Here is a 24095-nt window from a genome sequence, read left to right on the forward strand (position 1 = left end):
GTTAGATTATTTATACACTATAATTCCAATTAAATTTAATCCACATGAAATCTCTACATCGCTTGTATCCCTTACTTAACACTGTTAAACGGTTTAGTAGTGTTAAGTCACTGTTAACAGTTTCACTACTCTCTATAATTTTGATTAGTTGTAAGTCGGCTCCAGATCAATCGGCAGCCGCACCGCCGCCGCCAGCTTTGCCGGTAAGTGCCATTAATGCCAGCACAGAAACCACCTATATTGAATACCCGGCATCTATTCAGGGTGCGGTGGATATCGATGTGCGTCCGCAGGTGAGTGGTTACCTACAAAGTGTGCTGGTTAACGAAGGTGCTTATGTTACTGCCGGACAAACCTTATTTAAAATTAACGAAAACCCTTATCGCGAGGCACTAAACAATGCTAAAGCCAGTTTACACGCAGCAGAAGCGGCGATTTTAAATGCACAATTGGAGGTGGATAAATTAACCCCACTGGTTCAGAATAAAGTAGTTTCTGATATTCAGTTAAAGAGTGCTAAAACGGCTTATAAAATTGCCCAGGCCAATGCCGAACAAGCTAAGGCCAATGTTGCAGCAGCACAAATTAACTTAGGTTATACCAATGTTAAGGCAACGGTGAGCGGTTACATCGGTCGTATTCCGAAGAAACAGGGAAGTTTGGTTTCACCGACTGATCAGGTGGCTTTAACGCAATTATCTGATATCCACGAAGTGCATGTTTACTTCTCACTGGCGGAAAACGACTTCAACAGTTTCAATGCAAACTATCCGGGTAAAACCCCTGCCGACAGGATTAAACATCTACCTGCTGTAGAACTTTTATTGGCCGATAATTCTGCTTACCCGATTAAAGGTAAGATCGATATGATCGACGGTCAGTTTGATAAAAACACCGGTGCAATTACACTTAGAGCCAGTTTCCCAAATGCCAGCGGAACGCTTCGCTCAGGTAATACCGGCAAGATCCGTTTAGGCCTGCAACATGACAATGCCATTCTGGTACCGCAGTCATCAACCGTAGAAATGCAGGATAAAGTATTCGTATTTACCGTTGGTGATAGCAGTAAGGTTAAAAAACAAGTCATTACCATTGTGGGTAAAGCCGGCGAAAATTACCTGGTGAAAGACGGGGTAAAAGTTGGCGACCAGATTGTGTTAAGCGGTGTGGATAAATTGCAGGAGGGTATGGTGATCCAGCCTCAAAAAGCAGCCGATAAAGTAGCGGTGGCACAAACAAAGAAATAATAAAAAATTAAAGTTAAAGCAATCATGTTTCAGAAATTTATAGACAGGCCTGTACTTTCGACCGTTATTTCCATCTTATTGGTGATAGTGGGGATACTGGGCTTAACCAAATTGCCCTTAGAGCGCTTTCCAAATATCGCCCCTCCGTCGGTATTGGTAACTGCGGTTTACCCCGGGGCTAATGCCGAAACCATTTTACGTTCGGTAACACCTTCACTGGAGGAAGCCATTAATGGTGTGGAGAATATGACCTACATGACCTCAAGCGCCAGTAACGATGGTACTTTGGCCATTACGGTTTACTTCCAGCAAGGTACTAACCCCGATCAGGCCGCTGTTAACGTACAGAACAGGGTTTCACAGGCTACCAGTCAATTGCCGGCAGAGGTAGTACAATATGGTATTACCACCACCAAGCAACAAAATAGCTTTATTGGGGCCATCGGGGTTTACTCTGAGGATCCTAAAAAATACGATGCTGTTTTCGTGAATAACTATGCACAGATTAATATTATTCCGGAGCTGAAACGGATCCCGGGTGTAGGTTCTGCCAGTGTATTTGGTGGTATTAAAGATTATTCGATGCGGATCTGGTTAAACCCAAGTCAGCTGGCTACTTATAAAATTACACCCAATGAAGTGATCACCGCCATCCAGGATAAAAACCTGGGAGCAGCACCGGGTAGGTTTGGAGAGCGAAGTAATGAAGCTTTTGAATATATCGTTAAATATAAAGGTAAACTCACCAAACCAGAGGAGTATCAAAACATTGCGATCCGCTCAAATTCTGATGGTTCGATATTACGCTTAAAAGATGTAGCCCGTGTAGAACTGGGTGCTTACAGTTATGGCAGCGTTAACCGCTTAAACGGACACGACGGAATTACGATTGGGGTAATCCAGTTATCAGGCTCTAATGCCAACGAAATTCAGATTGCCATTGATAAACTGTTGGCAAAACTTTCAAAAGATTTCCCGGCAGGTATTAAATACAACCAGTTTTACCGCACCAAAACCGATCTTGATGAATCGATCAACCAGGTAGAGCATACTTTGATCGAAGCCTTTTTACTGGTATTCATCGTGGTATTTATCTTCCTTCAGGATTTCAGGTCGACATTGATTCCGGCTATTGCGGTTCCAGTGGCGATTATTGGTACCTTCTTTTTCATGCAGCTGTTTGGCTTCTCGGTGAACCTATTAACGCTTTTCGCGCTTGTACTGGCCATTGGTATTGTGGTGGACGATGCGATTGTGGTGGTTGAAGCGGTGCATGCCAAGATGGAAGAAAACCCTTCACTTAGCCCAAAAGCAGCCACAACCGAGGCGATGAACGAAATTACCGGGGCTATTATATCTATTACGCTCGTAATGGCGGCCGTATTTTTACCGGTAGGTTTTATGACCGGCTCAACAGGTATATTTTACAAACAGTTTGCTTTAACCATGGCTATCGCCATCATTATCTCGGCGGTTAATGCCTTAACTTTGAGTCCGGCGCTGGCAGCTTTATTTTTAAAGAACAAACATGCCGAGGGCGCTCATAAGGCACCTAAAAAAGGTTTTGTAGAAAAGTTTTATGCTGGCTTTAACGGTGGTTTTAATTACATGACCAACCGATATGTTGGCGGCTTAAAAGTGTTGATTCGTCATAAATGGCTGAGCATGGCTGGTTTGGCTTTAGTGGTGCTGATTACTGTTTTTCTTGTCGGCAGAACCAAAACAGGTTTTATCCCAACAGAAGATCAGGGTTTTGTGGCCATTGCGGTTGCCAGTCCATCGGGAACATCATTAGCCAATACCAATAAAATATTAAAACAGGCTGAAGCAGAGTTGAGGGCAATGCCATCAGCAAGATTTGTGATGTCGCTGGCGGGTTATAACTTTTTAACCGCATCGAACAGTCCTTCAGCCGGACAGATTTTCTTATTGTTAAAACCAAATGAGGAGAGGGGCGACGTAAAAAATATCGACGAGATCCAGAATATCGTTAGGGCTAAAATGGCAGCCATATCTGCCGGTACCTTCTTCGTATTCAGTTTCCCAACGGTGCCAGGCTTTAGTAACGTAGAGGCCATGAACGTGATGCTACAGGATAAAACGAATGGCAGGCTGGATAAATTTAGTGGTGTCGCAAATAACTTTATCGGAAAATTAATGGCGAAACCGGCCATAGCCTATGCTTTTACTTCTTATAAAACAGATTATCCGCAATTGCAGTTGGATGTGAACGACGAAAAGGCCGATCAGCTGGGTGTAAGCAAAAAAGATATTTTGCAAACCATGCAGACTTATTTCGGTACAGCGCAGGCTTCAGATTTTAACCGTTTTGGTAAATACTACCGTGTGGTGGTACAGGCAGATGTTGCCGACAGAACCGATCCGGCGAGTATCGATCGCGTGTTTGTGAAAAATAAAAACGGCGAAAGTGTGCCGATTAGTACCCTGGTGAAATTAACCCGTGTATATGGTTCTGAAACGGCATCGCGTTATAACCTGTTTAACTCTATTGAAGTAAATGCCATCCCAAAACCAGGTTTCAGTTCTGGTGATGCGATTAAAGCGATAGAAGAAACGGCCAGAGAACAACTGCCAACCGGTTATGCCTACGAATTCTCCGGACAAACCCGTGAGGAGATTTCTTCGGGCGGACAATCGACCGTGATCTTCCTGCTTTGTTTAGTGTTTGTTTACTTCTTATTATCTGCACAGTATGAAAGTTATATCCTGCCATTGGCGGTAATCCTTTCTATCCCTACAGGTGTATTCGGTGTGTTTGTGGTATTGGGCTTAACTGGTATCGAAAACAACATTTATGTACAGGTAGCACTGATCATGCTGATCGGGCTGTTGGCTAAAAACGCCATCCTGATTGTAGAGTTTGCCGTGCAGCGACGAAAGGCCGGATTGAGTTTGGTTGATGCCGCTATTGAAGCCGCACGATTAAGGATCAGGCCAATTATCATGACCTCGCTGGCTTTTGTGTTCGGTTTATTCCCGATGAGTATTGCCACCGGTCCATCGGCACAGGGTAACCACTCCATCAGTATCGGTGCTGCGGGGGGGATGGTATCAGGCGTGGTGTTAGGTTTATTCATCATCCCGGTACTTTTTGTCATCTTCCAGGCTTTACAAGAAAAAATATCAAAAAAATCAAGAAATGAGGTTGTTCACCACCATGGAGAACCTGTAAATAATAATCACGTAGTTTATGAAACGGTTTAATATCATCACCATCCTGCTCCTGGCTTTAATCTGGAGCGGATGTTCGGTTTCGAAAAATACAGCGCTGCCCAATATTGCGCCTGGCTTATTCAGAAACGGCTCATCAACAGACTCTTCAAGCATTGGCACCATGCCGCTGAAAAGTTTTATCAACGACCTTACTGTTCAGAATTTAATTGATACAGCTTTGGCTAAAAATTACGATATGCAAATTGCATTGAAAAATATCGATGCAGCAGAAGTATTGTTTAAACAATCGAAACTGGGTTATTTACCTGAACTGAAGCTGCAGGTGTCGGCAAATTCGAGCCGCCCGAGCGATAACAGTTTAAACGGATTAAGCCTGAACCAGTTTACAGGTTCAACACACATTGAAGATTATAATGCAAACCTCGGTGTGGTTTGGGAGGCCGATATCTGGGGTAAAATCCGCAATCAAAAAGCTGGCGCTTTAGCCAGTTTTTTGCAGACCGAGGAAGCCCGTAAAGCCGTTCAAACCCGATTGGTGGCCAATGTAGCACAAGGTTATTATAATTTGTTGATGCTTGATGCACAACTGGAAATCGCCAAAAAGAACTTGAAACTGAACGATAGCACCCTCAGGATTATCAATTTACAATTTGATGCGGGTCAGGTTACCTCTTTAGCGATACAACAGGCCCAGGCACAACAATTGGTTGCCGCGCAGTTGGTTCCACGTTTAGAGCAAAATGTAACTATACAGGAGAATGCTTTGAGTGTATTGATTGGTACTTTACCTAAAGCCATCAACCGCGATAGCCGTTTGGATAAAATGAATATTCCGCAAAACCTGAACGCCGGTTTCCCCTCGGCGATGTTAAGCCGCAGACCGGATATTAAAAGTGCCGAACTGGCGTTAACCGTTGCCAATGCAAGGGTGGGGGTAGCGAAAGCCAGTTTGTACCCCTCGCTAGTGATTACCGCAAGTGGAGGCATCAACTCGTTTAAAGCCAGTAATTGGTTTAATGTACCGGCATCATTGTTCGGATTGGTTGGAGCCGGTATTACCCAACCTATTTTTCAGCGCGGGCAGTTAAAAAGCAATTTAGAGCTGGCTAAAATAGATCGGGAGAAGTCAGTGATCCAGTTCCGCCAGTCGGTATTAAATGCCGTTGGCGAAGTATCTGACGAGTTAACAAGAGTAGAAAAATTAAAAACACAATACAGCATCGCTGAAAAACGTACACAAACTTTACAACAGGCCTCACGTAACGCCAATTTGTTGTTTAAAAGTGGTATGGCGAACTACCTGGAGGTAATTACAGCGCAAGGTAATTTATTGCAAAGCGAGCTGGAGTTAACCACCATTAAAACCGAGCAGCTTAATGCAGTTGTTGGTTTGTATCGCTCTTTAGGTGGTGGCTGGAATTAATTGCAATATCTAAACCTATAAGGTTTGTAAAGGGCTTTATAGGTTTGTGTATAAATTTGGGCACTAAGGACGCGATGTTCTTGGTGCTTTTTTTTGTCTTGCTCCCCGCGGGTTAATTCGTCATTGTGAAAAGGCTTCATTGTTCCTCCTCAGCAATGACGATTTTTTTTTGGTAGTCTATCAATGGTAGGTACGAAGGATGTTTTGATCTAAAGATTCTTCACCGCGTTTAGAATGACATCAATAATGAAGCCGACATCAAAATATTTACAACAAAGCCCTATCTAAGTGTACATAACCGCCATCTACATGAATCAGTTGTCCAGTGGTATGACTGGATTTATCTGATAATAAGAATATAGCGGTGTTGGCAATTTCTTCTACAGTGGTCATTCGGTTTTCAAGAGGAATTTTATCTGTGATGTTTTTAAGCTTTGCATCGCGGTCTTCAAAAGAGTTTATCCATTTCTCGTAAAGCGGTGTCCAGGCTTCGGCAACAATAATGGCATTAACGCGGATACTAAAGGGCAATAATTCTACCGCCCACTCGCGTGTTAATGCATTTCTGGCACCATTTGATGCTGCATAACCAGAGGTTCCGCCTTGTCCGGTTTCAGCTGTTTTGCTCCCGATATTTAAAATTGAACCTTTACTTTGCTTTAGAGCGGGCAGGGCGTATTTGGCTAAAAGATAATAATGTACTACATTTTTATGAAGCGATTCTATAAAATCCTCGTATGTACCATTCTCCAGACCTACTCCGTCATTAACGCCTGCATTGTTCACTAAACCATCAATTTTGCCGTACTTGGCTAGTATGGCATCAATAATGTTTTTACAATGTTCCGGCAGGGTAAGTTCTGCAGTGAAATAATCAGCTTTTAAACCTAAATCTGTTATTTCCTGAAGCATCTTTACATTATCGGTTTCATTGCGGCCAATAATAATCGGGAAAGCATTTTCAATAGCCAGGGCTTTAACAATCGCTGCGCCGATGCCTTTGGCTCCACCACTTACCAGGATTATCTTGTCGTTTAAATTTAAATTCATATTCGGTTATGTTTTTCTTTTAATATTTAATCTTTAAGCATAGCGCTTTTTGCATAGGGGAACAGTGGTGGACTTAGTTGTTTTAGATTTCCCCCTTCGTTTTACTCTATTCGATAGATTAGGAAGTTAATGATGGTTTTATTATTAAGCCTTCCATCTCACATCTTCCATCTGACATCTCACCTCTCATTATAAGCTAACTCCTCTTTTCCATGGAATAAAATCATCTTGGTTAAGCTGTACTGCTTTTGGTATTTCTTCGCCACTGGCTACTTTAATACAATATTCCAATATATCTTCACCCATTTCGTTAATGGTTTTTTCTCCATTAATTACAGGTCCGGTATCGATGTCAATGATATCACTCATTCGGTTGGCCAGAACAGAATTGGTAGCGACTTTAATGGTCGGGCAAATCGGGTTTCCTGTCGGCGTGCCTAAGCCTGTGGTAAATAAAATTAAGGTTGCTCCGGCAGCGGCTTTACCCGTAGTGGCTTCAACATCATTTCCTGGGGTACATACTAAGCTTAAACCGGGTTTGGTTGCGGGTTCGGTATAATCTAAAACATCTACAATGGGCGAGGAACCCGCTTTACGCGCAGCACCCGCTGATTTGATGGCATCGGTAATTAAACCATCTTTAATATTTCCTGGAGAAGGATTCATATAAAAACCAGATCCAACTTTATGCGCCAGATCATCATACTCCGTCATTAAGCGAATAAACTTTTCAGCAGTTGACTGATCAACAGACCTATCGATCATTTCCTGCTCTACACCACAAAGTTCGGGGAACTCTGCCAACAAAACCTTCGCACCCAATGCAACCAATAAATCCGCACAATAACCAACCGCTGGATTGGCCGAAATACCGCTGAAACCGTCGCTACCGCCGCACTTAACCCCTACACACATTTTGCTGAGTGGCGCTGCTGTACGTTCTTGTTTATTAATAAAGATCAATCCTTCAAACGTACTGCGAATTGCATTTTGAATCAACTGCTCTTCGCTTTGTGCTTTTTGTTGCTCAAAAATTAAAAGTGGTTTGTCAAAATCAGGATCCAATGCAAGAAGATCGCGCTTAAAATCTGCTACCTGCAGATGCTGGCAGCCCAAACTTAAAACTGTTATGCCGGCCACATTTGGGTGATGGGCATAAGCCGCTAATAATTTGCTTAGCGTATCAGCATCCTGACGTGTTCCGCCACATCCACCATTATGCGTGAGGAATTTAATGCCATCTACATTTTTAAAAGTACGATTGGCCTGATTTACTTTAGGCTCAAAACTAATGTTGTTTATATCTTCTCCTTTTTCAAAAGCCTGAACCAGTTTGTGGGTGTAAGATTTATATTTATCACCTACAGCGTATCCCAATTCATTATAAAGCGATTCTTTAATAATATCCAAATTCCCATTTTCCCAAAAGACAGTGGGGATAAACAACCAGTAGTTTGCTGTACCTACCGCGCCATTTTTACGGTGATAACCATTAAAGCTCCGGTTGGCGTATTTACGCACATCGGGAGCTTCCCATTTGTAATTAAAACTGCGATAGGCAAATGGCTCTGCGGCGTGTTTGGTATTCTCTACATTCATCCGCATGCCCGCTTTTACATCAAACTGCACTTTTCCAACCAAAACGCCATACATCATTACTTCATCTCCAGCTTTCATATCCTGCATAAAAAATTTATGTTTGGCTGGGATTTCATCAACAGTAACATAAGTAATTCCTTCATGCAGTATTGAAGTGTCTGCTGGCAAATTTTGTAACGCAACTAAAACGTTATCCGCATGATTAATCTTAATGATTAATTTTTTCATTGTTAATTTATACTTCTAAATTTATTTCTTTTTCGATATGATTAGGTTTCCACCCTTTCCAGCCAAAGTAGAAAACCACTAGAAAGCAAGCAAAAGGTACCAGATAGCCATACTGGATGTTATGGGTAGCGTCTGATATAAGGCCTAAAAGCGGTGGTAAAAATGCACCGCCTACAATAGACATTACAATTAAAGACGAACCTAATTTTGTATCTTTACCCAAGCCTGCTATGCTTAATGAGAATATGGTTGGAAACATGATCGACATAAAAAAGGCAACACCAATTAAAGCATAAACAGTGATCATTCCGCTTTCAAAAATAGAGATAAGGGTAAGCGTAGCACAAAGTAAGGCGTACAGCGTCAATAGTTTATGTGGTGCTACAAATTTCATAAACACGGTGCCGACAAACCTGCCGATCATAAAAGCCAGGCCTGCTGCACCAGCGTACCATTTGGCTTCATCCTGACTAATGCCCGCCGATGAGGTTACGAAACTGATGAATAAACTTAATACGCAGACCTGGGCGCCTACATAAAAAAACTGACCAATAATTCCCCAGCGCAAATGGCTATGGCCTAATACATGGCGAAAACTGCTTTTTTTCTGAACATTTTCTTCTTCCTTGATATCAGGCAGTTTGGTGAAAATGAATAAAATAGCTACTACGATAATGAGTATGCCTAAAATTAAATATGGTGCTTTCACGGTTGATGCTTCCTCAAGCATATAAGCCTGTTTTTCCAAAGGCAGCATGTTCGCCAATTGGGCATCGGTATATTTTACTTCGGTAAAAATAAATTTACCTCCCAGTACCGGGGCTAAAAAGGCGGCAAAACCGTTAAAAGATTGAGAGAAATTTAAGCGTTGCGTAGCAGTTTCTGGCGGCCCAAGAACAGTGACATAGGGATTTGCAGCTGTTTCCAGAAAGGTTAAACCGCAGGCAATAATAAAAAGCGCACCTAAGAAAAATACATATTGTGCGGTATTGGCAGCGGGTATAAATAATAAACAACCGATGGCGAATAAAACAAGCCCTAATATGATACCGCTTTTATAGCCATATTTGCGCATAATGTAGCCTGCAGGTAGCGCCAATAAAAAATAAGCGATAAAAACAGAAGAATCGACCAGGGTTGATTCGAACACATTCAATTGAAAAGCTTTACGTAAATGTGGAATCAATATTGGATCAAGATTATGGACAAAGCCCCAGAAGAAAAATAGGCTGGTAACTAAAATCAGGGGGAATAGATATCCCTTGCCGTTTTTTGGTTGATCGGTTACTTTAAAGTTTGCGGATGTGATTTGGCTCATGTTTATTTGGTTATAAATGGTTTAAGCAGGTTGCGGCTAAATTAAAATAAAAATAGGTTAAACCTCTGAAAACTTTGATCATCAACCCCAATCTTTACTAGATAGGGTGAACTAAGTCGGGCCTTTCCAACCGATATGAAGTAGCGGATGCAATTGGTTTAAAGAACAAGAGAAAAATATTCAATTTTCATAAGATGTTTTCTGGTTATTTGCAGCTATACAAATTAAGCCGTTCAACATTAATAAAAATTTAACTTTATCATCTAATTATTAAATGATATTAGCTTGATTTTTTGCATTGTAAATTAATTTTGCATATTAGATTGATTTTTTAGATTTTATGAAACCGCATTTACTTAACGTATCTACCAATTCTGTAGATTCTTTTAGCGCCAGAAGAGATGTTATGCCCGACGTAAACAACCGTTGGCACTATCATTCTGCGCTAGAGTTGATATATATTAAAAAAGGAAGGGGTACGCAGTTTATCGGCGATAGCATCAAAAATTTTAAGGAGGGTGATGTAGTTTTATTAGGGAGCAACCTGCCACATTACTGGCGTTTCGATCCGGAATTTTTCGATGATAAAGTTTGTGAACCAGTTGATGTTTATGTAATTCATTTCAAGGAAGATTTTTTAGGGAGAGATTTTTTGGATCTCCCCGAAAATCAGGAGATTAAAAAAGTTTTGTTACAATCGGCGCAGGGTATTCGGCTACAAGGCGTTTCTAAAGAAAAAATTGCAGGTTTAATGCCACAGGTTATTGAGGAAAAAGGTACCATGCGGATTATCAAAATGCTTGAAGTATTAATAGAAATAGCCAATTGCGAAGAAAAAAACACCTTAGTTTCGCTAGGTTTTAAACCCAATTTTTTAGAGAACGAAAAGGACCGGATCCAATCGATTTATAATTATACCATTAGTAATTACAAAAATAAGATAGAACTAAGGGAGATTGCTGCAGTTGCTAAAATTAGCCCCAATTCCTTCTGTAAATTCTTCAAAACTAAAAGCAGAAAAACCTATACCCAATTTCTGAATGAGATCCGAGTAGGCCAGGCCTGTAAATTATTGATCGAAAATAACTTAACCGTCAAAGAAATCTGCTATGATTGTGGATTTTATAATTTCACCAGTTTCCATAAGTATTTTAGGGAAATAACGGGTAAGACCCCATTAAAATATCAGCAGGCTTTTTCTAAGCAATAATCCCTTTAATAAAGCTTAATTTTTAAATTACAAACCCTATCTGGAAAAAATAAAGTATTTTCAACACTCAGCAAATCATATTGCTTAATGATAATTAAAAATGTTGCTGCATTTGGTTGATATATAGGTCATTGCAAGTTATACTTCATAGGCTTCTGACACTAATATTTTATAGTTCGAAATGTGAGAGGTTAATTCTGGCGATGGGGAAAATAATTGATTAAAATCTTTCATCATCACTAGGAATCTGCTCAGCGGAGAAATAGCAGTATAGCATTAATCCAAAAGAGATAATATAAAATACCGCAGTAATTAAAAGGAATGTGCTCATGATATTTATTATTTGGTTAGTGTAATTATAATGTTAAGTTATTCTTAATAATGGTAATACCCACATTTATTTTCTATTAATTATCAACATTGTTGATTTGCAGTGTTGAAAACTATTTATTTAGTTTTCGTATGGGGTTGAATAACATTTCCAATCGATTTATTTGGGTTGAAATTTATCCCGGTATTGTGTTGGTGTCATCCCTACCGATTTTCGAAATACTTTTCTGAATGCTTTTGGATCATTGTAACCCGAGTTGTAGATAACTTCTGTCATTTGCTGTGCAGTTTGTTCCAATAGTTTCTTAGCGGCTTCAATTCGGGTTTGCTGAAGATACTCAATAGGGGTCATTCCGATTACCTGCTTAAAGCGGCGTACAATGTTTCTTCTGCTGGAGGGAATATCTTTAATCATCTCTTCAATGGTGGCCAAATCCTGATAATTATTTTCAATTTTTTCCTGCGCAGAAGCAACTATATCATCGTTATGATGGCGGATGGGTTGGAAAGTGCTAAAATATGACTGGGTTACACGGTCCATGTCAATTGCGAAAATCTTGGCCACCTTAATGGCCATATCTTTTCCACAATGAAGCTGTAAAAGGTGTAATAATAAATGAAAGGTAGAAGTTGCGCCACCGCTTGTAAATAATCTGCCGTCTTGCGTTACCGTTTTATCAGGCTTTAAATGAACCAAAGGAAAAGCAGCAGAAAAAGCAGAACAGGCATCAACATGTGTGGTAGCAGTTTTACCATTCAGCAGTCCCGATGCGGCAAGTAAAAATGCACCGGTGCAAAAGGTAGCAATTTCTGCTCCTCCTGAATATTGTTTATTTAACCATGGGATGTATCCGCTATTGGCATTGATGCAATCTTTTATATCAGTGCTGGCAAAAGATGGAATCAAAATTAATCCCAACTGCCCCGTTTCTTGTAACGGCACGCTAGGGTGGCCACTGAAATTATTATCAGCATCGCAATAGGTAATTAAACTTATATTAAATGGAGCTTGATGCCCATCTTTTCTGTAAAAACCATTCACGGTATCAAACACATCTAAAATAGCCGCTATGCTTAATAATCTAAAGTTTTGGGGCAATAAAACACCTGCCTGCATCATTTGGTTAAAAATTTAGGTATCGTAAATATATAAAATTTGTCTGAAATGCCCCTTAATATTGACTTCTACAGCAATGAGGTTCATTTGAATTTACCATTAACTTTATTGCAGGTTATTATTTAATTTATAACGCTTACAGGATGCTATAATATGGTCACATCATATATATAATATAATAGTATAAAATATGTTAGGGCCGGATGGAACAATATCATTCTAAATGATCGGTTTTTGCAACAACAGAAAGCCTGCGATATGTGGCGGATTGACCTACAGATTACGAGATATGAATTACATATAGTTTATTAGAAAGAAATAGAATAAAAGCCAACGAAATATGGTGGCATTTTGATAAATTTATGAGAAACAACAAGCTTGACCTATTAAATCCATATATCGGCAAATGGAAAACTGAAGGTTTAACAAAATCGGGTGATGTAATTGTCGGAACAGATACCTACGAATGGGTTGATGGTGGCTTTTTCTTAAAGCATCAGGTTGATGTGAAGTTTGGCAACAAAACTATCCGATCATTAGAAATTACGCACTATGATGATATGGAAGATGTGTTCCGGTCGCAATCTTTCGGTAATGAGGGCTGTATTTCAATAGCTACCCTTAGAATTTATGATGATATCATTTTAATATTTGCTGATGCGAAAAGATTTAACGGAAATTTTAAAACCCATACGATTGAAGGCAAATGGGAGCAATTTGATGGTAGAAACTGGGTACAGTGGATGGATGTAAAGTTGACGAAGATTTCCTTGTGACGTCTTGCCTAACTTCCGCCCGAAGCAAAGGATGACGACCTTTCTTAACAAAAATATATAGAAACCAAACAATAATAACCAACCTTAAAAGGATTAAAACAATGGCAACACTAAACACGTATTTAAATTTTAACGGAAACACTGAAGAAGCATTTAACTTTTACAAATCAGTTTTTGGTGGTGAATTTTTAGTTGTGCAACGTTTTAAAGATGCTCCGGGGTGCGAAGGCATGTCAATGAGCGATCAGGAAAAATTGATGCACATTGCCTTACCCATTGGCGGGAATATTTTAATGGGTACCGATATCACCGACCCGATGCCGCCAGCAACGTTTGGTACGGGTATTTCGCTTTCGGTTGACGCTACTAGCGAAGAAGAGGCGAAACGCTTGTTTGATAGCCTGTCAGCGGGGGGGCTGGTAACTATGTCTTTAGAAAAAACCTTCTGGAATGCACTTTTTGGTATGACTACTGATAAATTTGGCATTCAATGGATGGTGAACTATGATTATAAGTAAGTAGGGGTCCAAAGTCCGTAGTCGCGAGTCTTTAGTCCAAGATTGACAATAGAACATGACCAATTATCAACTATCAATCTACCAATGACCAATTTAACCAATAAATTTGTTTATTTAAATACACTGGAACTTAATTATTATGAAAATTGCAGTAATTGTTGTACGCGTGCTTCTTGCCGCCATGTATCTTTTTGCTTCTGTAAGCTTTTTTCTACACATAATGCCTAAAGCGCCGGAAATGACAGCTGCTCAAACCACATTTATGTCGGGTGTTATGGCCTCTGTTTATTTAATGCCCCTAATTAAAGTTACGGAGCTGATAGGTGGGGTGCTTTTGCTGATTAACCGTACTGCCCCTTTAGCTGCACTGATTATTTTTCCGGTTACGCTAAATATTTTTCTTTACCACGCCTTTTTAAGTCCGAAAGAATTACCAATGGTTGGCGTGATGCTTATATTTAATTTATTTCTTTTTTATGCCTATCGCGCAAAGTATCTGCCCATTGTTTCAAAGTAATTTTTAAAGTTTTTTAAATTCTCATACTTTTTCTCTTTATTTAGTGTTTCGATATAAGGTGTAATGATTATCTTTAAAAACTAACTAGAAATAAAAAATATGAGAAAGTTTCCATTTTTAATGCTGCTCTTTGTGGCCGTATCATTTTCAGCTTTTGCACAAAATAAAGATGCGATTGTTGGCAAATGGCTTAATCCATCAGGCGAAGGACAAATCGAAATTTATAAAAAAGGCGATAAATTCTATGGTAAACTGGCCTGGATGAAAGAGCCAAACCTAAATGGCAAGCCAAAGTTGGATGCCAAAAATCCCAATGAGAGCCTGCAGAAACGTGCTTTGTTAAACCTGGAAATATTAAAGGACTTTGTTTATGATGATGGCAAGTGGACGAATGGAACAATTTATGATCCTAAAAGCGGTAAAACGTATAGCTGTAACATGACTTTGAAAAGTGCTGATGTGCTAAACATTCGCGGATATGTGGGTATTTCACTTTTAGGCAGATCAGAAACGTTTAGAAGGGTAAAATAATTTACAGATGAAGAAATTATTATGGTGCCTTTTATGGGCACCTTTTTTTTGCGCAGCGCAATCGTATTCTTTGAAGCCCTTAAATGAGCATACCAAAACCAGCTTGCGCGGCTTAAGTGTGGTTTCCGATCGGGTTACCTGGGTAAGTGGAAGTAATGGGGCAGTTGGTAAAACCACTGATGGAGGAATAACCTGGAAATGGATGAACCCGAAAGGTTACGAAAAAATCGATTTCAGGGATATTGAAGCTTTCGATGATAAACAGGCCATTATTGTGGGTATTGCTTCTCCAGCCTATATCCTGAAGACCATTGATGGAGGCGAAACCTGGACGGAAAACTACAAAAATGTAGATTCAGCCATATTTTTGGATGGTTTAAGTTTTTGGGATAAAAATAAAGGCATCATTTTCGGCGACCCCATAAACGACAAGATGCAATTACTTAAAACTGTTGATGCAGGTAAAAGCTGGCAGGATATTTCTAAAAATCTGCAGATTAACCTGACTAAAGGCGAAGCCAGTTTTGCAGCCAGCGGTACAACCATTAAAACATTACCTGGGGGCAAAACCTGGATTGCCACGGGAGGAACAGTATCTAATATCTATTATTCTTCTGATTATGGTCAAAACTGGGAAGTATTCAAATGCCCAATTTTACAGGGTGAGGGAAGTACAGGCCCTTTCTCTATTGATTTTTTTAACGAAAAAACAGGTATAGTCGTTGGTGGTAACTACCTAAAGGATAAAGAAAGTTCTAATAATGTGCTTTTAACAAAAGATGGGGGTAAAACCTGGCAAAAGCCAGCCAGTCCTGTTTTAGGCTTCCGGTCTGGAGTAACCTATATTGATGCTAAAACTTTAGTTGCTACAGGTACTTCTGGAACAGATATTTCTACCAATGGCGGTCAGCATTGGAAACACATTTCCGATAAAAGTTTTAATGCTGTTCAAAGAGCTAAAAAGGGCAGAACGGTTTTTTTAGCCGGGAATAATGGCGTTATCTATCAACTGTATATGGACAAATAATATTTCGCTCCCCGGTATGTAACAATTCAAATAAGTACCATTCTAACAATAAAATAACGATGTAACTAGCAGAAATGATAAAATTTTGTTTCTTTGCTGTCAACTAAAACTTTAATTTAAACATACACATACGCTCAATGGATTTTTTGCACACAATTTTAGGCGATGATATACAGGCTGGATTGTTAATTATTTTAAATTTAATTGTAATCGAGAGTTTATTATCGGTTGATAATGCTGCTGTTTTGGCAACCATGGTAATGGATTTGCCAAAATCGCAAAGGGAAAAAGCACTAAAATATGGTATTATCGGTGCTTATGTTTTCAGGGGTATCTGTTTATTTCTGGCAGCATGGCTGGTTAAAATCTGGTGGTTGAAACCACTTGGCGGTTTATACTTATTATATCTGGCTTTCGATTATTTTAGGAAAAAGAACAGTAAAAAGAATGAGGAAGAAGAGGAAGTAGATAAAAGCAAAAGCTGGATCTATAAATCTACCGTTGGCCTGGTGGGTAATTTTTGGGCTACGGTTGCTTTGGTAGAGGTAATGGATTTAGCCTTCTCTATTGATAATGTTTTTGCTGCCGTAGCTTTTACCGATCACATCTGGTTAATTTATATCGGTGTTTTTATCGGGATTCTGGCTATGCGTTTTGTAGCACAGGCTTTTGTAAAACTAATGGAAAAATTTACCTTCCTGGAAACCGTAGCCTTTATTGTAATTGGTGTTTTGGGTATTAAGCTTACCTCTTCGATATTTACACATTTTTATCCTGAATCGCCGGTTTCTCATGCCATTGAAGGAGAAAAAACAGATCTTTTCGTATCTATTTTTACGGTAGCCATTTTCATCATACCCGTATTAACTTCTCTTTTGTTCAACTATCCTAAAAAGCACAAAAGTGATATCGTGATTTCAAAAGAAGCTGAAGAAGTATTGGATAAGTCGTAACTTTTATGGCTTATCTGTCATAAATCTTACAATCAACGGCTTCTGATTACACCATCAAATTTGTAATATTAGAACTTATTAAACAGATTAGCAAACAGGGTACAATGGCTTTTTACAAACACTACTCATTCGATCTTTGGTTAACGTTGATTAAGTCTAATCCAGCTTACAAGCAGGAACGGGTACAGTATTTTTTCAGGAATTTTAACGGTAAACATAAAAGCATTGAAGAAATTGCAATCATTTTCCGTCAGGTGGATTTGATGGTAAATGCCATCAATGAAAGAGCCGGTAAAAATGTTGATGCCGATGAAATGTATTTAATGATCATCAGTATGATCAATGATTATGACTTCAACTTCGGTGATGTAGACCTTAAAATGCTCGATCAGGATATGGAACAGATCGTATTTAATTATATGCCCCAACTTTACTGCGATGATTGTTTAGCTACCTTGGCAAAAATTAAAGAATGGGGCAACAGTTCTACTAATATATTGAGTAACACCGGTTTTATCAAAGGTAAAACCCTAAAAAAAGTAATCGAACATTTAGGCATTGGCCAGTATATTGATTTTCAGCTTTATTCTGATGAAGTACGCATGTCAAAGCCGAATGCAGGCTTTTTTCAGCTGATGTTGGATCGTATCGACAGAGCCAAACACCCTGAATTAATGTTATCAGACGTTATCCATGTTGGAGATAACCCTCATGCAGATATCCGGGGCGCAGAAGCCGTAGGGATAAATAGTATGCTCATCAATTCCAACAAATTATCTATCTTGAACCTATTCTATGATACCGTATAACTTCTCTCTTCACAAAATAGACAATACAGTCGATTTCGGTTTTAGTGCCGACGATTACAGCCGCTTTAAATTTGGCGACGATCTGGTGGCCCGATCTTTTGGGAAAGACCTCGCCGATGGATTTATCAGGTATTACCTGGCCGATAATATAATTACCGACCAGATTGTGGTCATATCCAGTCCCTATAGTTTTATCCCTACGGCAACTTTCGCCATGAAAAACTATTTCGTGTGCCAGCTTAACCGTTGGCTGGTTGAAAACGGTGGTTTAGCCGTACAGGAAACAAAAGTGCACAGAACCATTACTTATAAAGAAGATTATGGCGAATTAAGTGCAGAAGAGAGGCTGTCGCTAATTGGTAATGATTCATTCCATATCGATAAAGATTTTCTTACCGGCAAAACACTTTTATTTCTGGATGATATCAGGATTACCGGGAGCCATGAGCGGATGATTTTAAAAATGGCAAAGGAGTATGGATTAAAAAATGAAATACATATGCTTTATTTTGCCGAACTGGTGAATAAAAATATCCATCCCAACGTAGAAAATTTGCTCAATTACCATCAGATCAAATCTATTTTCGATCTGGAAGATATTATTGATAGTGGCAATTTCAAATTCAATACCCGGATTGTAAAATACATTTTAAATACGACTTCGAGCAGTTTTACCATCTTTTTAGAACGCCGGAGTACTGATTTTATCAATGCGCTTTACGATCTCTCACTGGGAAATAATTACCATACGATAGAGGCATATTCAAAGAATTTACATCTTATAAAAGACTATATCAAAAACAATAATTATAAATTAATTTAAATATGGCTATTAATTTGCAAAAGGGGCAGCGTGAAAATATCGATGCGCCTAAATTTACAATAGGTTTAGGTTGGGATACCAACAGCTCTTCAACAGGTTCTGCATTCGATTTAGATGCTTCAATTTTTATATTAAACGATCAGAAAAAATTAATTTCTGACGAAAATTTCGTGTTTTACAACAATTTGGTTTCTCCAGATGGAGCGGTAGAACATACTGGCGACAATTTAACCGGTGATGGCGACGGCGATGATGAGCAGATCAAAATTGATTTGACCAAAATTGATGGAAAAGTAAATGAGATTTGCATTGTGGTAACCATTCATGAAGCAGAAACCAGAAGACAGAATTTTGGTCAGGTTAGAAATTCTTTCATTCGCATTTTTGATGCGGTAAGCAATGAGGTGATCTTAAAATATGAATTGGAAGAAGATTTCTCTATTGAAACCGCTGTAGAATTCGGAAGGATTTACAAACGTGAAGGCAAGTGGAAGTTTGAAGCGGTTGGCGTAGGCATGAAAGGTGGTTTACAGGATTATTTAAATAAATATCAATAATATTATGGCAATCAATCTTCAAAAAGGACAGCGCATTAGTCTGGAAAAAAGCAATGGCAGCACACTTCAACAAGCCTGTGTCGGGATAAACTGGGGCGCAATTGAAAAAAAGGGTCTATTCGGCTTCGGATCATCAAAAGAGGCGGTAGATTTAGATGCGAGTTGTGCCTTGTACAATGAAAATAAACAGCTTTTAGAGGTGGTGTATTTTGGGAACCTTAAATCTAAAAATGGTTCGGTAAAACACAGCGGTGATGATTTAACCGGCGATATGGGTGGTGATGATGGTTTGGATAATGAAATTATCACCATTGATTTTTCACAATTGGATGCTAGCGTAAGTTATGTCGCTTTTGTATTAAATAGCTTTAGAGGCCATGATTTTGGTACTATTCCCTTTGCTTCCATACGTATTTATGAAGGCACAACTAAACGTGTGAACGAGGTTTTTGCCAAATTCGACATTGCCAACGGAGCCAATTTTGCAGGTCACGTATCAATGGTAATGGGTGTTTTTTATAAGAAAAACGGCGAATGGAAATTTAATGCCATTGGCGAACCAACCAGAGATAGAAAACTGGAAGATACCGTTAAAACCGTAACTCAAAACTATTTGTAAGCTGTAAATCTGGTAATTGATCAAACTATGGAAACCAACCCAAACGTTACTCAAGCTCTTACTCCGGTTAAACTGGATAAGGACGGAAATGTTGACCTTGAAAAAATAACAGCCGAGGAAACAACCAAATATAAGGAAATTGGAAAATCGTTAGAACCATCGGATGTAAATTCGATCCTGAATTATGGAAGCGATGCCCAAAACTCCATGGAAAAATACAGTAACGATTTTTTATCCTCTGTACGTACCTATAATAGTGGCGAAGTTGGTGGTTTAATTAACGAACTGCTAACCGAACTGAATTACATCGATGTATCTGAATTGGAACAGAGCGGTTTTAAAAGTTTTATCTCGAAGATTCCGTTCTTAAAAAATTTAGTGGTTGATGTAAAAAAGCTTTTCCAGAAATATGATGTGGTAGTTAATAATATTGACAAAATTACCAACAAAATCAAGGCTGGAAGGTTAAATTCAATCAAAGATAACAGTTCGCTGCAAACCATGTTCGACAGCAATGTGGGTTATATCCACCAGATGGAAGAACTGATTATTGCCGGACAGTTAAAATACAACGAACTAAGTATCAAACTAGCCGAAATGGAAGGTCGCCCGGCCGATTATCAGGATTATGAAATTGCCGATTTAAGGGATTTCATCAGCCGACTTGATAAAAGACTGGCCGATATGAAAATTGTGCGTTTTATCATGTTACAATCTTTAGCCCAGATCCGTGTGGTGCAGAACAACAATACTTCCATTGCAGAAAAAGCACAGTCAATTGTTTCTACAACTATTCCGGTTTGGAAAAACCAATTGACTATTGCGGTTGCTTTACAAAGGCAAAAGGCCAATGTAGAGATGCAGAAGAAAATTTCGGATACCACCAATACCATTTTGCAGAAAAATGCAGAGATGCTAAAACAAAACAGTATTGATGTAGCCAAAGAGAATGAAAAAACAGTAGTATCTTTAGAAACCTTGAAACGAACTACTTCATCGCTGATTGAAACCCTTAATGAGGTGAAACAGATCCATGAAGCGGGAGCACAAAGCAGGAGAGTGTTGGATGGCGAACTTAAAACTTTGGAAGCAGAGTTGAAAAAGAACGTTACGAGGGTGAATTAATCAAAATATGGATGAATACCGTTTAAATATGCTCAAAAAATCAAGCGCAGAGATCAACCGTTTACAGTTGCTCTCTGTGTTTTTTGATAATGAGATAATTTATAAAATTTACCTGCGGAGCCAGGTTATTCATCAACTTTTTGCCAATAACGAAGAACTGGAAATTGAAAAATTAGATCTTTTCCATCTTCAATTTACTGAGAGTGTAATCGAACTGCTTAGAAAGATTAAAAAGAGCAATGAGAAAAACGTATCGCTCATCTATGATGAAATTGACCTGAATGAAGAATTGATCGATCGGATGGCGGGCTCGCTCGTGGATCAGAAAAATTTTCAGCTGGATAGGCAGAAGCAGTCTCTTAAAATTAACTTATCACTGCGTAAGCTGTTCAGCGTATTGTCTGACCTGAGTTCAGATTTTCCCTTTTCAAAAAACATCAACGTTTTCAGTTCCAAATACGCCAACGATTTTTATTTTGATCTTACTACAGATCAATTTTCAAAACTGATTGATTTTCAAAGCAAACAGGTATACACGAATGTGTATGCAACCATTGAGAAAAAATTGATGGGTAAGCTTTGTAAGAATGATTTCCGGACCGAATTTTATATTGGTTTAAAGTCCGGAGAACTGGTGATTGAAGTTTATAAATTTTTGGATGAAGATTATTATTATCTGTTTTTTCCAAGTAGAAACCTGTTCCTGTTCTGCGATCTAGCCATTTTGAAAGACCTGGATATGACAAACAATCTTTCCGAAAGGAGCCGGATTGTACATGAATTGCAGTATAAAAATGATAAGTTGAAAAGTAATGCCGCGGTTTTAAAAACAGCAATTCCAAATGAGGTTATTCAATTATTGGAAGAGAGTTATGTTAAAATATCGGATATTAATTTTCTCAATCACCTCAATAATTTTGATGTTCAATCAAATATTTTAAAGACTATGCTGAAAACGGATTTGTTTTAAGGTTTTGGTTTTTACTACTGGAAATCTATTTAGCCAGATCGACTGCACTGCGTTCCGCTCTAAATGATGGGTATGCGAGAGGCGTCATTTCGACTGGAGCTTACCAATTTTTCATTGGTAGCGTAACGCCTGTCCGTACAGGCGGGAAGAAATCTATGAACCAGGTTAGTTGCATCTTTAAAAGATTTCTCGGCTACGCTGCGCTCCGCTCGAAATGACGGAACTATAGTTACTCCGTTCTAGTCGAATAATTACTAGAAAGAATCGTCATTTCGACCGCAGTGGAGAAATCTTTAAGCTATGTTTTTGGCAACTTTAAAAAGATTTCTCGACTACGCTGCGCTTCGCTCGAAATGACGGAACTAAAGGCAGGTCATTCTAGTTAATTAATTATTAGACAAACCGTCCCTTGGACTGAAGCTTACCAATTTTTCATTGGTAGCGGAACGCCTGCCCGTACAGGCGGGAAGAAATCTTTGAACCAGGTTAGCTGCATCTTTAAAAGATTTCTCGGCTACGCTTGAAATGACGGAACTATTGATTGCTTACCTTTCAAAAAGATATGTTTTAGAAGATCTTAATCATCCCATTCGTCTATAATCTTTGTTAAGTCATGCCAACCTTTGTTGAAGTTATCAATTAGCGTATTTTTTTTCACTCTATTCCACTTTTTTAGTTGCTTTTCCCGATCAATCGCCTCTTCTACTGATGTATAAACTTCATAGTATACACAGAGAGTTAGGTTATATCTTGCAGTAAAGGATTTGGGGTGAATTTTATTTTGATGCTCGTAAATACGGCCCCTTAAATCAGAAGTTACGCCAATATATAAAGTTGTTCTTTGATAATTGGTCATGAAATAGATACATCCTCCACGCTCCATATAAATGAAGATAAAGAAAAATTCATTATTTCTTTAAAGATTCGTCATTTAGACTGAAGCTTACCAATTTTCATTGGCTGCGTAATGTCTACCTGTGCGGACAGGCCTGCCCGTGCAGGCGGGAGAAATCTTTCGACTTAGTTTTATACGCATCTTTAAAAGATTTCTCCGTTTCGCTGCGCTCCAGTCGAAGAGACGGAATCGGAGGTACTCCGTTCTAGTCTAATAATTACTAGAAAAAATCGTCATTTCGACCGTAGTGGAGAAATCTTTGGACTTAAGTTAGCTCTAGCAACCTTAAAAGATTTCTCCGTTTCGCTGCGCTCCAGTCGAAAAGACGGAACTAATTAGAGGTAACTGTGTCGCAAAATGAATGATTTACCGAGTCAATACCGCCAATTTGTGTTTAAATAAATCAATGGTTCTGCTCCAGGCCAGTTTTGCTGCGGCCTCGTTATATCTGGTGGCTGAAGTATTGTTATTAAACGCATGATTTACACCATCATAGATATAAATTTTGTAATTAATTTTATTGTCTTTTAAAGCCTGCTCGTAAGCTGGAATTCCGGCATTAATTCTCTCATCTAAACCAGCGTAGTGTAACATTAAACTCGCTTTAATTTTAGGAACATCGGCAGCATTGGCCTGCGCACCGTAATATGCTACTGCGGCTTGCAGTTTAGGATCGTTAACCGCTAATTTATTGGCCATTCCACCGCCCCAGCAAAAGCCAACACAACCTACTTTACCATTACCATCTTTCCGCTTACGTAAGTAATCCAGTCCCCTTAAATAGTTCTGCAGGTTTTTTTCAGGATCTAATTTACCGATCAGCTCACGTCCTTTATCTTCGTCTGCCGGCGTTCCACCAAGCGGCGAAAGGGCATCAACGCCTAACGCCAAGAAACCTTCAGTAGCAACACGTTTGGTTACGTCAATAATATGTGGATTTAAACCCCTGTTTTCATGGATAACCAATACGGAGCCCAAATTCTTTTTACCTTTTAGCTTAGCTAAAACTGCTTTCATTTCACCTTCAACACCCATATAGGTAATATTCTCCACTTCGATATCATCACGGTTAAAATCTGCAGCAGCGGCATAATTATTCTCCAGCATTGGCAGGATAGTCATGGCTAATGCTGTGCTGCCAGCCAGGAGGGCCAGCTTTTTCATAAAATCTTTTCGGCTTAAATTGCTGTGGGTATACTCATCGTAAAGGTTAATTATTTTCTGATCCATCTTATTGATTTTTGAAATTGCTATACAA

General features: G+C 39.1%; 22 protein-coding genes. 16 read left to right on the forward strand and 6 right to left on the reverse strand.

The window, feature by feature from the left end; all coding sequences use genetic code 11:
- Positions 1–44: 44 nt before the first annotated feature.
- From PGN18_RS12640 to PGN18_RS12650, 3 genes are read left to right on the forward strand one after another with little or no spacing between them, the layout of a single operon-like run.
- On the forward strand, positions 45–1247 hold the full coding sequence (locus tag PGN18_RS12640) for an efflux RND transporter periplasmic adaptor subunit (protein ID WP_335319855.1): 1203 nt from the start codon (positions 45–47) through the stop codon (positions 1245–1247).
- Between the two features lie 24 nt (positions 1248–1271).
- A complete protein-coding gene (locus PGN18_RS12645; RefSeq protein WP_335319856.1) occupies positions 1272–4472 on the forward strand; it encodes an efflux RND transporter permease subunit in 3201 nt (1066 codons plus the stop codon).
- Positions 4459–5865 (forward strand): TolC family protein, encoded by a 1407-nt coding sequence (locus tag PGN18_RS12650; protein ID WP_335319857.1) that lies wholly within the window; start codon positions 4459–4461, stop codon positions 5863–5865. The genes PGN18_RS12645 and PGN18_RS12650 overlap by 14 nt, the downstream gene beginning before the upstream one ends.
- A 267-nt stretch (positions 5866–6132) precedes the next feature.
- Here the strand turns inward: PGN18_RS12650 and PGN18_RS12655 are convergent, their stop codons facing one another.
- The 3 genes from PGN18_RS12655 to fucP form a co-directional block, all read right to left on the reverse strand.
- Positions 6133–6915 (reverse strand): SDR family oxidoreductase, encoded by a 783-nt coding sequence (locus PGN18_RS12655; RefSeq protein WP_335319858.1) that lies wholly within the window; start codon positions 6913–6915, stop codon positions 6133–6135.
- Between the two features lie 189 nt (positions 6916–7104).
- Entirely contained in the window at positions 7105–8742 is a 1638-nt protein-coding gene (locus PGN18_RS12660) for a UxaA family hydrolase (RefSeq protein ID WP_335319859.1), read from the reverse strand.
- 7 nt (positions 8743–8749) lie between these two features.
- Positions 8750–10060: an L-fucose:H+ symporter permease gene (gene fucP, locus PGN18_RS12665; RefSeq protein ID WP_335319860.1), complete on the reverse strand. Its 1311-nt coding sequence runs from the start codon at positions 10058–10060 to the stop codon at positions 8750–8752.
- A gap of 340 nt (positions 10061–10400) precedes the next feature.
- On the opposite strand from fucP, the gene PGN18_RS12670 reads away from it, so the two are divergent.
- Positions 10401–11270: an AraC family transcriptional regulator gene (locus PGN18_RS12670; protein ID WP_335319861.1), complete on the forward strand. Its 870-nt coding sequence runs from the start codon at positions 10401–10403 to the stop codon at positions 11268–11270.
- A gap of 490 nt (positions 11271–11760) precedes the next feature.
- Here PGN18_RS12670 and PGN18_RS12675 read toward each other — a convergent pair whose 3' ends face one another.
- Positions 11761–12720, reverse strand: a complete 960-nt coding sequence (locus PGN18_RS12675) for a GlxA family transcriptional regulator (protein ID WP_335319862.1) — start codon at positions 12718–12720, stop codon at positions 11761–11763.
- Between the two features lie 359 nt (positions 12721–13079).
- On the opposite strand from PGN18_RS12675, the gene PGN18_RS12680 reads away from it, so the two are divergent.
- The 12 genes from PGN18_RS12680 to PGN18_RS12735 all read left to right on the forward strand — a co-directional run bounded on the left by PGN18_RS12680 (position 13080) and on the right by PGN18_RS12735 (position 21942).
- A complete protein-coding gene (locus PGN18_RS12680; protein ID WP_335319863.1) occupies positions 13080–13493 on the forward strand; it encodes a hypothetical protein in 414 nt (137 codons plus the stop codon).
- A gap of 101 nt (positions 13494–13594) precedes the next feature.
- A complete protein-coding gene (locus PGN18_RS12685; protein WP_335319864.1) occupies positions 13595–14011 on the forward strand; it encodes a VOC family protein in 417 nt (138 codons plus the stop codon).
- A 139-nt stretch (positions 14012–14150) separates the two neighbouring features.
- Entirely contained in the window at positions 14151–14528 is a 378-nt protein-coding gene (locus PGN18_RS12690; protein WP_335319865.1) for a DoxX family protein, read from the forward strand.
- Between the two features lie 99 nt (positions 14529–14627).
- Complete coding sequence (locus PGN18_RS12695) at positions 14628–15059, forward strand: DUF2147 domain-containing protein (protein WP_335319866.1); 432 nt, start codon at positions 14628–14630, stop codon at positions 15057–15059.
- A 7-nt stretch (positions 15060–15066) separates the two neighbouring features.
- Entirely contained in the window at positions 15067–16086 is a 1020-nt protein-coding gene (locus PGN18_RS12700; protein ID WP_335319867.1) for a WD40/YVTN/BNR-like repeat-containing protein, read from the forward strand.
- Positions 16087–16223: 137 nt separating this feature from the next.
- On the forward strand, positions 16224–17039 hold the full coding sequence (locus PGN18_RS12705; protein WP_335319868.1) for a TerC family protein: 816 nt from the start codon (positions 16224–16226) through the stop codon (positions 17037–17039).
- Positions 17040–17143: 104 nt separating this feature from the next.
- The gene (locus PGN18_RS12710) at positions 17144–17848 is read left to right on the forward strand and encodes an HAD family hydrolase (RefSeq protein ID WP_335319869.1); all 705 of its coding nucleotides are present in this window, start codon (positions 17144–17146) and stop codon (positions 17846–17848) included.
- A complete protein-coding gene (locus tag PGN18_RS12715) occupies positions 17835–18671 on the forward strand; it encodes a phosphoribosyltransferase family protein (RefSeq protein ID WP_335319870.1) in 837 nt (278 codons plus the stop codon). The genes PGN18_RS12710 and PGN18_RS12715 overlap by 14 nt, the downstream gene beginning before the upstream one ends.
- 2 nt (positions 18672–18673) lie before the next feature.
- Entirely contained in the window at positions 18674–19228 is a 555-nt protein-coding gene (locus tag PGN18_RS12720; protein WP_335319871.1) for a TerD family protein, read from the forward strand.
- 4 nt (positions 19229–19232) lie between these two features.
- Complete coding sequence (locus tag PGN18_RS12725; RefSeq protein WP_335319872.1) at positions 19233–19847, forward strand: TerD family protein; 615 nt, start codon at positions 19233–19235, stop codon at positions 19845–19847.
- 27 nt (positions 19848–19874) lie between these two features.
- Entirely contained in the window at positions 19875–20972 is a 1098-nt protein-coding gene (locus PGN18_RS12730) for a toxic anion resistance protein (protein WP_335319873.1), read from the forward strand.
- A 7-nt stretch (positions 20973–20979) separates the two neighbouring features.
- Positions 20980–21942 carry a hypothetical protein gene (locus tag PGN18_RS12735; RefSeq protein WP_335319874.1) on the forward strand — a complete coding sequence of 321 codons (963 nt, stop codon included), beginning with the start codon at positions 20980–20982 and terminating at the stop codon, positions 21940–21942.
- Positions 21943–22519: 577 nt separating this feature from the next.
- On the opposite strand, the gene PGN18_RS12740 is transcribed toward PGN18_RS12735, so the two are convergent.
- Both PGN18_RS12740 and PGN18_RS12745 read right to left on the reverse strand, forming a co-directional pair.
- Positions 22520–22825 (reverse strand): GIY-YIG nuclease family protein, encoded by a 306-nt coding sequence (locus PGN18_RS12740; protein WP_335319875.1) that lies wholly within the window; start codon positions 22823–22825, stop codon positions 22520–22522.
- A gap of 378 nt (positions 22826–23203) precedes the next feature.
- On the reverse strand, positions 23204–24067 hold the full coding sequence (locus tag PGN18_RS12745) for a dienelactone hydrolase family protein (protein WP_335319876.1): 864 nt from the start codon (positions 24065–24067) through the stop codon (positions 23204–23206).
- Between the last annotated feature and the right edge of the window lie 28 nt (positions 24068–24095).

Source organism: Pedobacter terrae (assembly GCF_036946585.1).
Lineage (GTDB): Bacteria > Bacteroidota > Bacteroidia > Sphingobacteriales > Sphingobacteriaceae > Pedobacter > Pedobacter terrae_C.

What these genes read in the sequence shown, in the direction of transcription:
- PGN18_RS12640 (WP_335319855.1), top strand. Translation starts at nt 45, where the DNA reads ATGAAATCTCTACATCGCTTGTATCCCTTACTTAACACTGTTAAACGG.
- PGN18_RS12645 (WP_335319856.1), top strand. Translation starts at nt 1,272, where the DNA reads ATGTTTCAGAAATTTATAGACAGGCCTGTACTTTCGACCGTTATTTCC.
- PGN18_RS12650 (WP_335319857.1), top strand. Translation starts at nt 4,459, where the DNA reads ATGAAACGGTTTAATATCATCACCATCCTGCTCCTGGCTTTAATCTGG.
- PGN18_RS12655 (WP_335319858.1), bottom strand. Translation starts at nt 6,915, where the DNA reads ATGAATTTAAATTTAAACGACAAGATAATCCTGGTAAGTGGTGGAGCC.
- PGN18_RS12660 (WP_335319859.1), bottom strand. Translation starts at nt 8,742, where the DNA reads ATGAAAAAATTAATCATTAAGATTAATCATGCGGATAACGTTTTAGTT.
- fucP (WP_335319860.1), bottom strand. Translation starts at nt 10,060, where the DNA reads ATGAGCCAAATCACATCCGCAAACTTTAAAGTAACCGATCAACCAAAA.
- PGN18_RS12670 (WP_335319861.1), top strand. Translation starts at nt 10,401, where the DNA reads ATGAAACCGCATTTACTTAACGTATCTACCAATTCTGTAGATTCTTTT.
- PGN18_RS12675 (WP_335319862.1), bottom strand. Translation starts at nt 12,720, where the DNA reads ATGATGCAGGCAGGTGTTTTATTGCCCCAAAACTTTAGATTATTAAGC.
- PGN18_RS12680 (WP_335319863.1), top strand. Translation starts at nt 13,080, where the DNA reads ATGAGAAACAACAAGCTTGACCTATTAAATCCATATATCGGCAAATGG.
- PGN18_RS12685 (WP_335319864.1), top strand. Translation starts at nt 13,595, where the DNA reads ATGGCAACACTAAACACGTATTTAAATTTTAACGGAAACACTGAAGAA.
- PGN18_RS12690 (WP_335319865.1), top strand. Translation starts at nt 14,151, where the DNA reads ATGAAAATTGCAGTAATTGTTGTACGCGTGCTTCTTGCCGCCATGTAT.
- PGN18_RS12695 (WP_335319866.1), top strand. Translation starts at nt 14,628, where the DNA reads ATGAGAAAGTTTCCATTTTTAATGCTGCTCTTTGTGGCCGTATCATTT.
- PGN18_RS12700 (WP_335319867.1), top strand. Translation starts at nt 15,067, where the DNA reads ATGAAGAAATTATTATGGTGCCTTTTATGGGCACCTTTTTTTTGCGCA.
- PGN18_RS12705 (WP_335319868.1), top strand. Translation starts at nt 16,224, where the DNA reads ATGGATTTTTTGCACACAATTTTAGGCGATGATATACAGGCTGGATTG.
- PGN18_RS12710 (WP_335319869.1), top strand. Translation starts at nt 17,144, where the DNA reads ATGGCTTTTTACAAACACTACTCATTCGATCTTTGGTTAACGTTGATT.
- PGN18_RS12715 (WP_335319870.1), top strand. Translation starts at nt 17,835, where the DNA reads ATGATACCGTATAACTTCTCTCTTCACAAAATAGACAATACAGTCGAT.
- PGN18_RS12720 (WP_335319871.1), top strand. Translation starts at nt 18,674, where the DNA reads ATGGCTATTAATTTGCAAAAGGGGCAGCGTGAAAATATCGATGCGCCT.
- PGN18_RS12725 (WP_335319872.1), top strand. Translation starts at nt 19,233, where the DNA reads ATGGCAATCAATCTTCAAAAAGGACAGCGCATTAGTCTGGAAAAAAGC.
- PGN18_RS12730 (WP_335319873.1), top strand. Translation starts at nt 19,875, where the DNA reads ATGGAAACCAACCCAAACGTTACTCAAGCTCTTACTCCGGTTAAACTG.
- PGN18_RS12735 (WP_335319874.1), top strand. Translation starts at nt 20,980, where the DNA reads ATGGATGAATACCGTTTAAATATGCTCAAAAAATCAAGCGCAGAGATC.
- PGN18_RS12740 (WP_335319875.1), bottom strand. Translation starts at nt 22,825, where the DNA reads ATGGAGCGTGGAGGATGTATCTATTTCATGACCAATTATCAAAGAACA.
- PGN18_RS12745 (WP_335319876.1), bottom strand. Translation starts at nt 24,067, where the DNA reads ATGGATCAGAAAATAATTAACCTTTACGATGAGTATACCCACAGCAAT.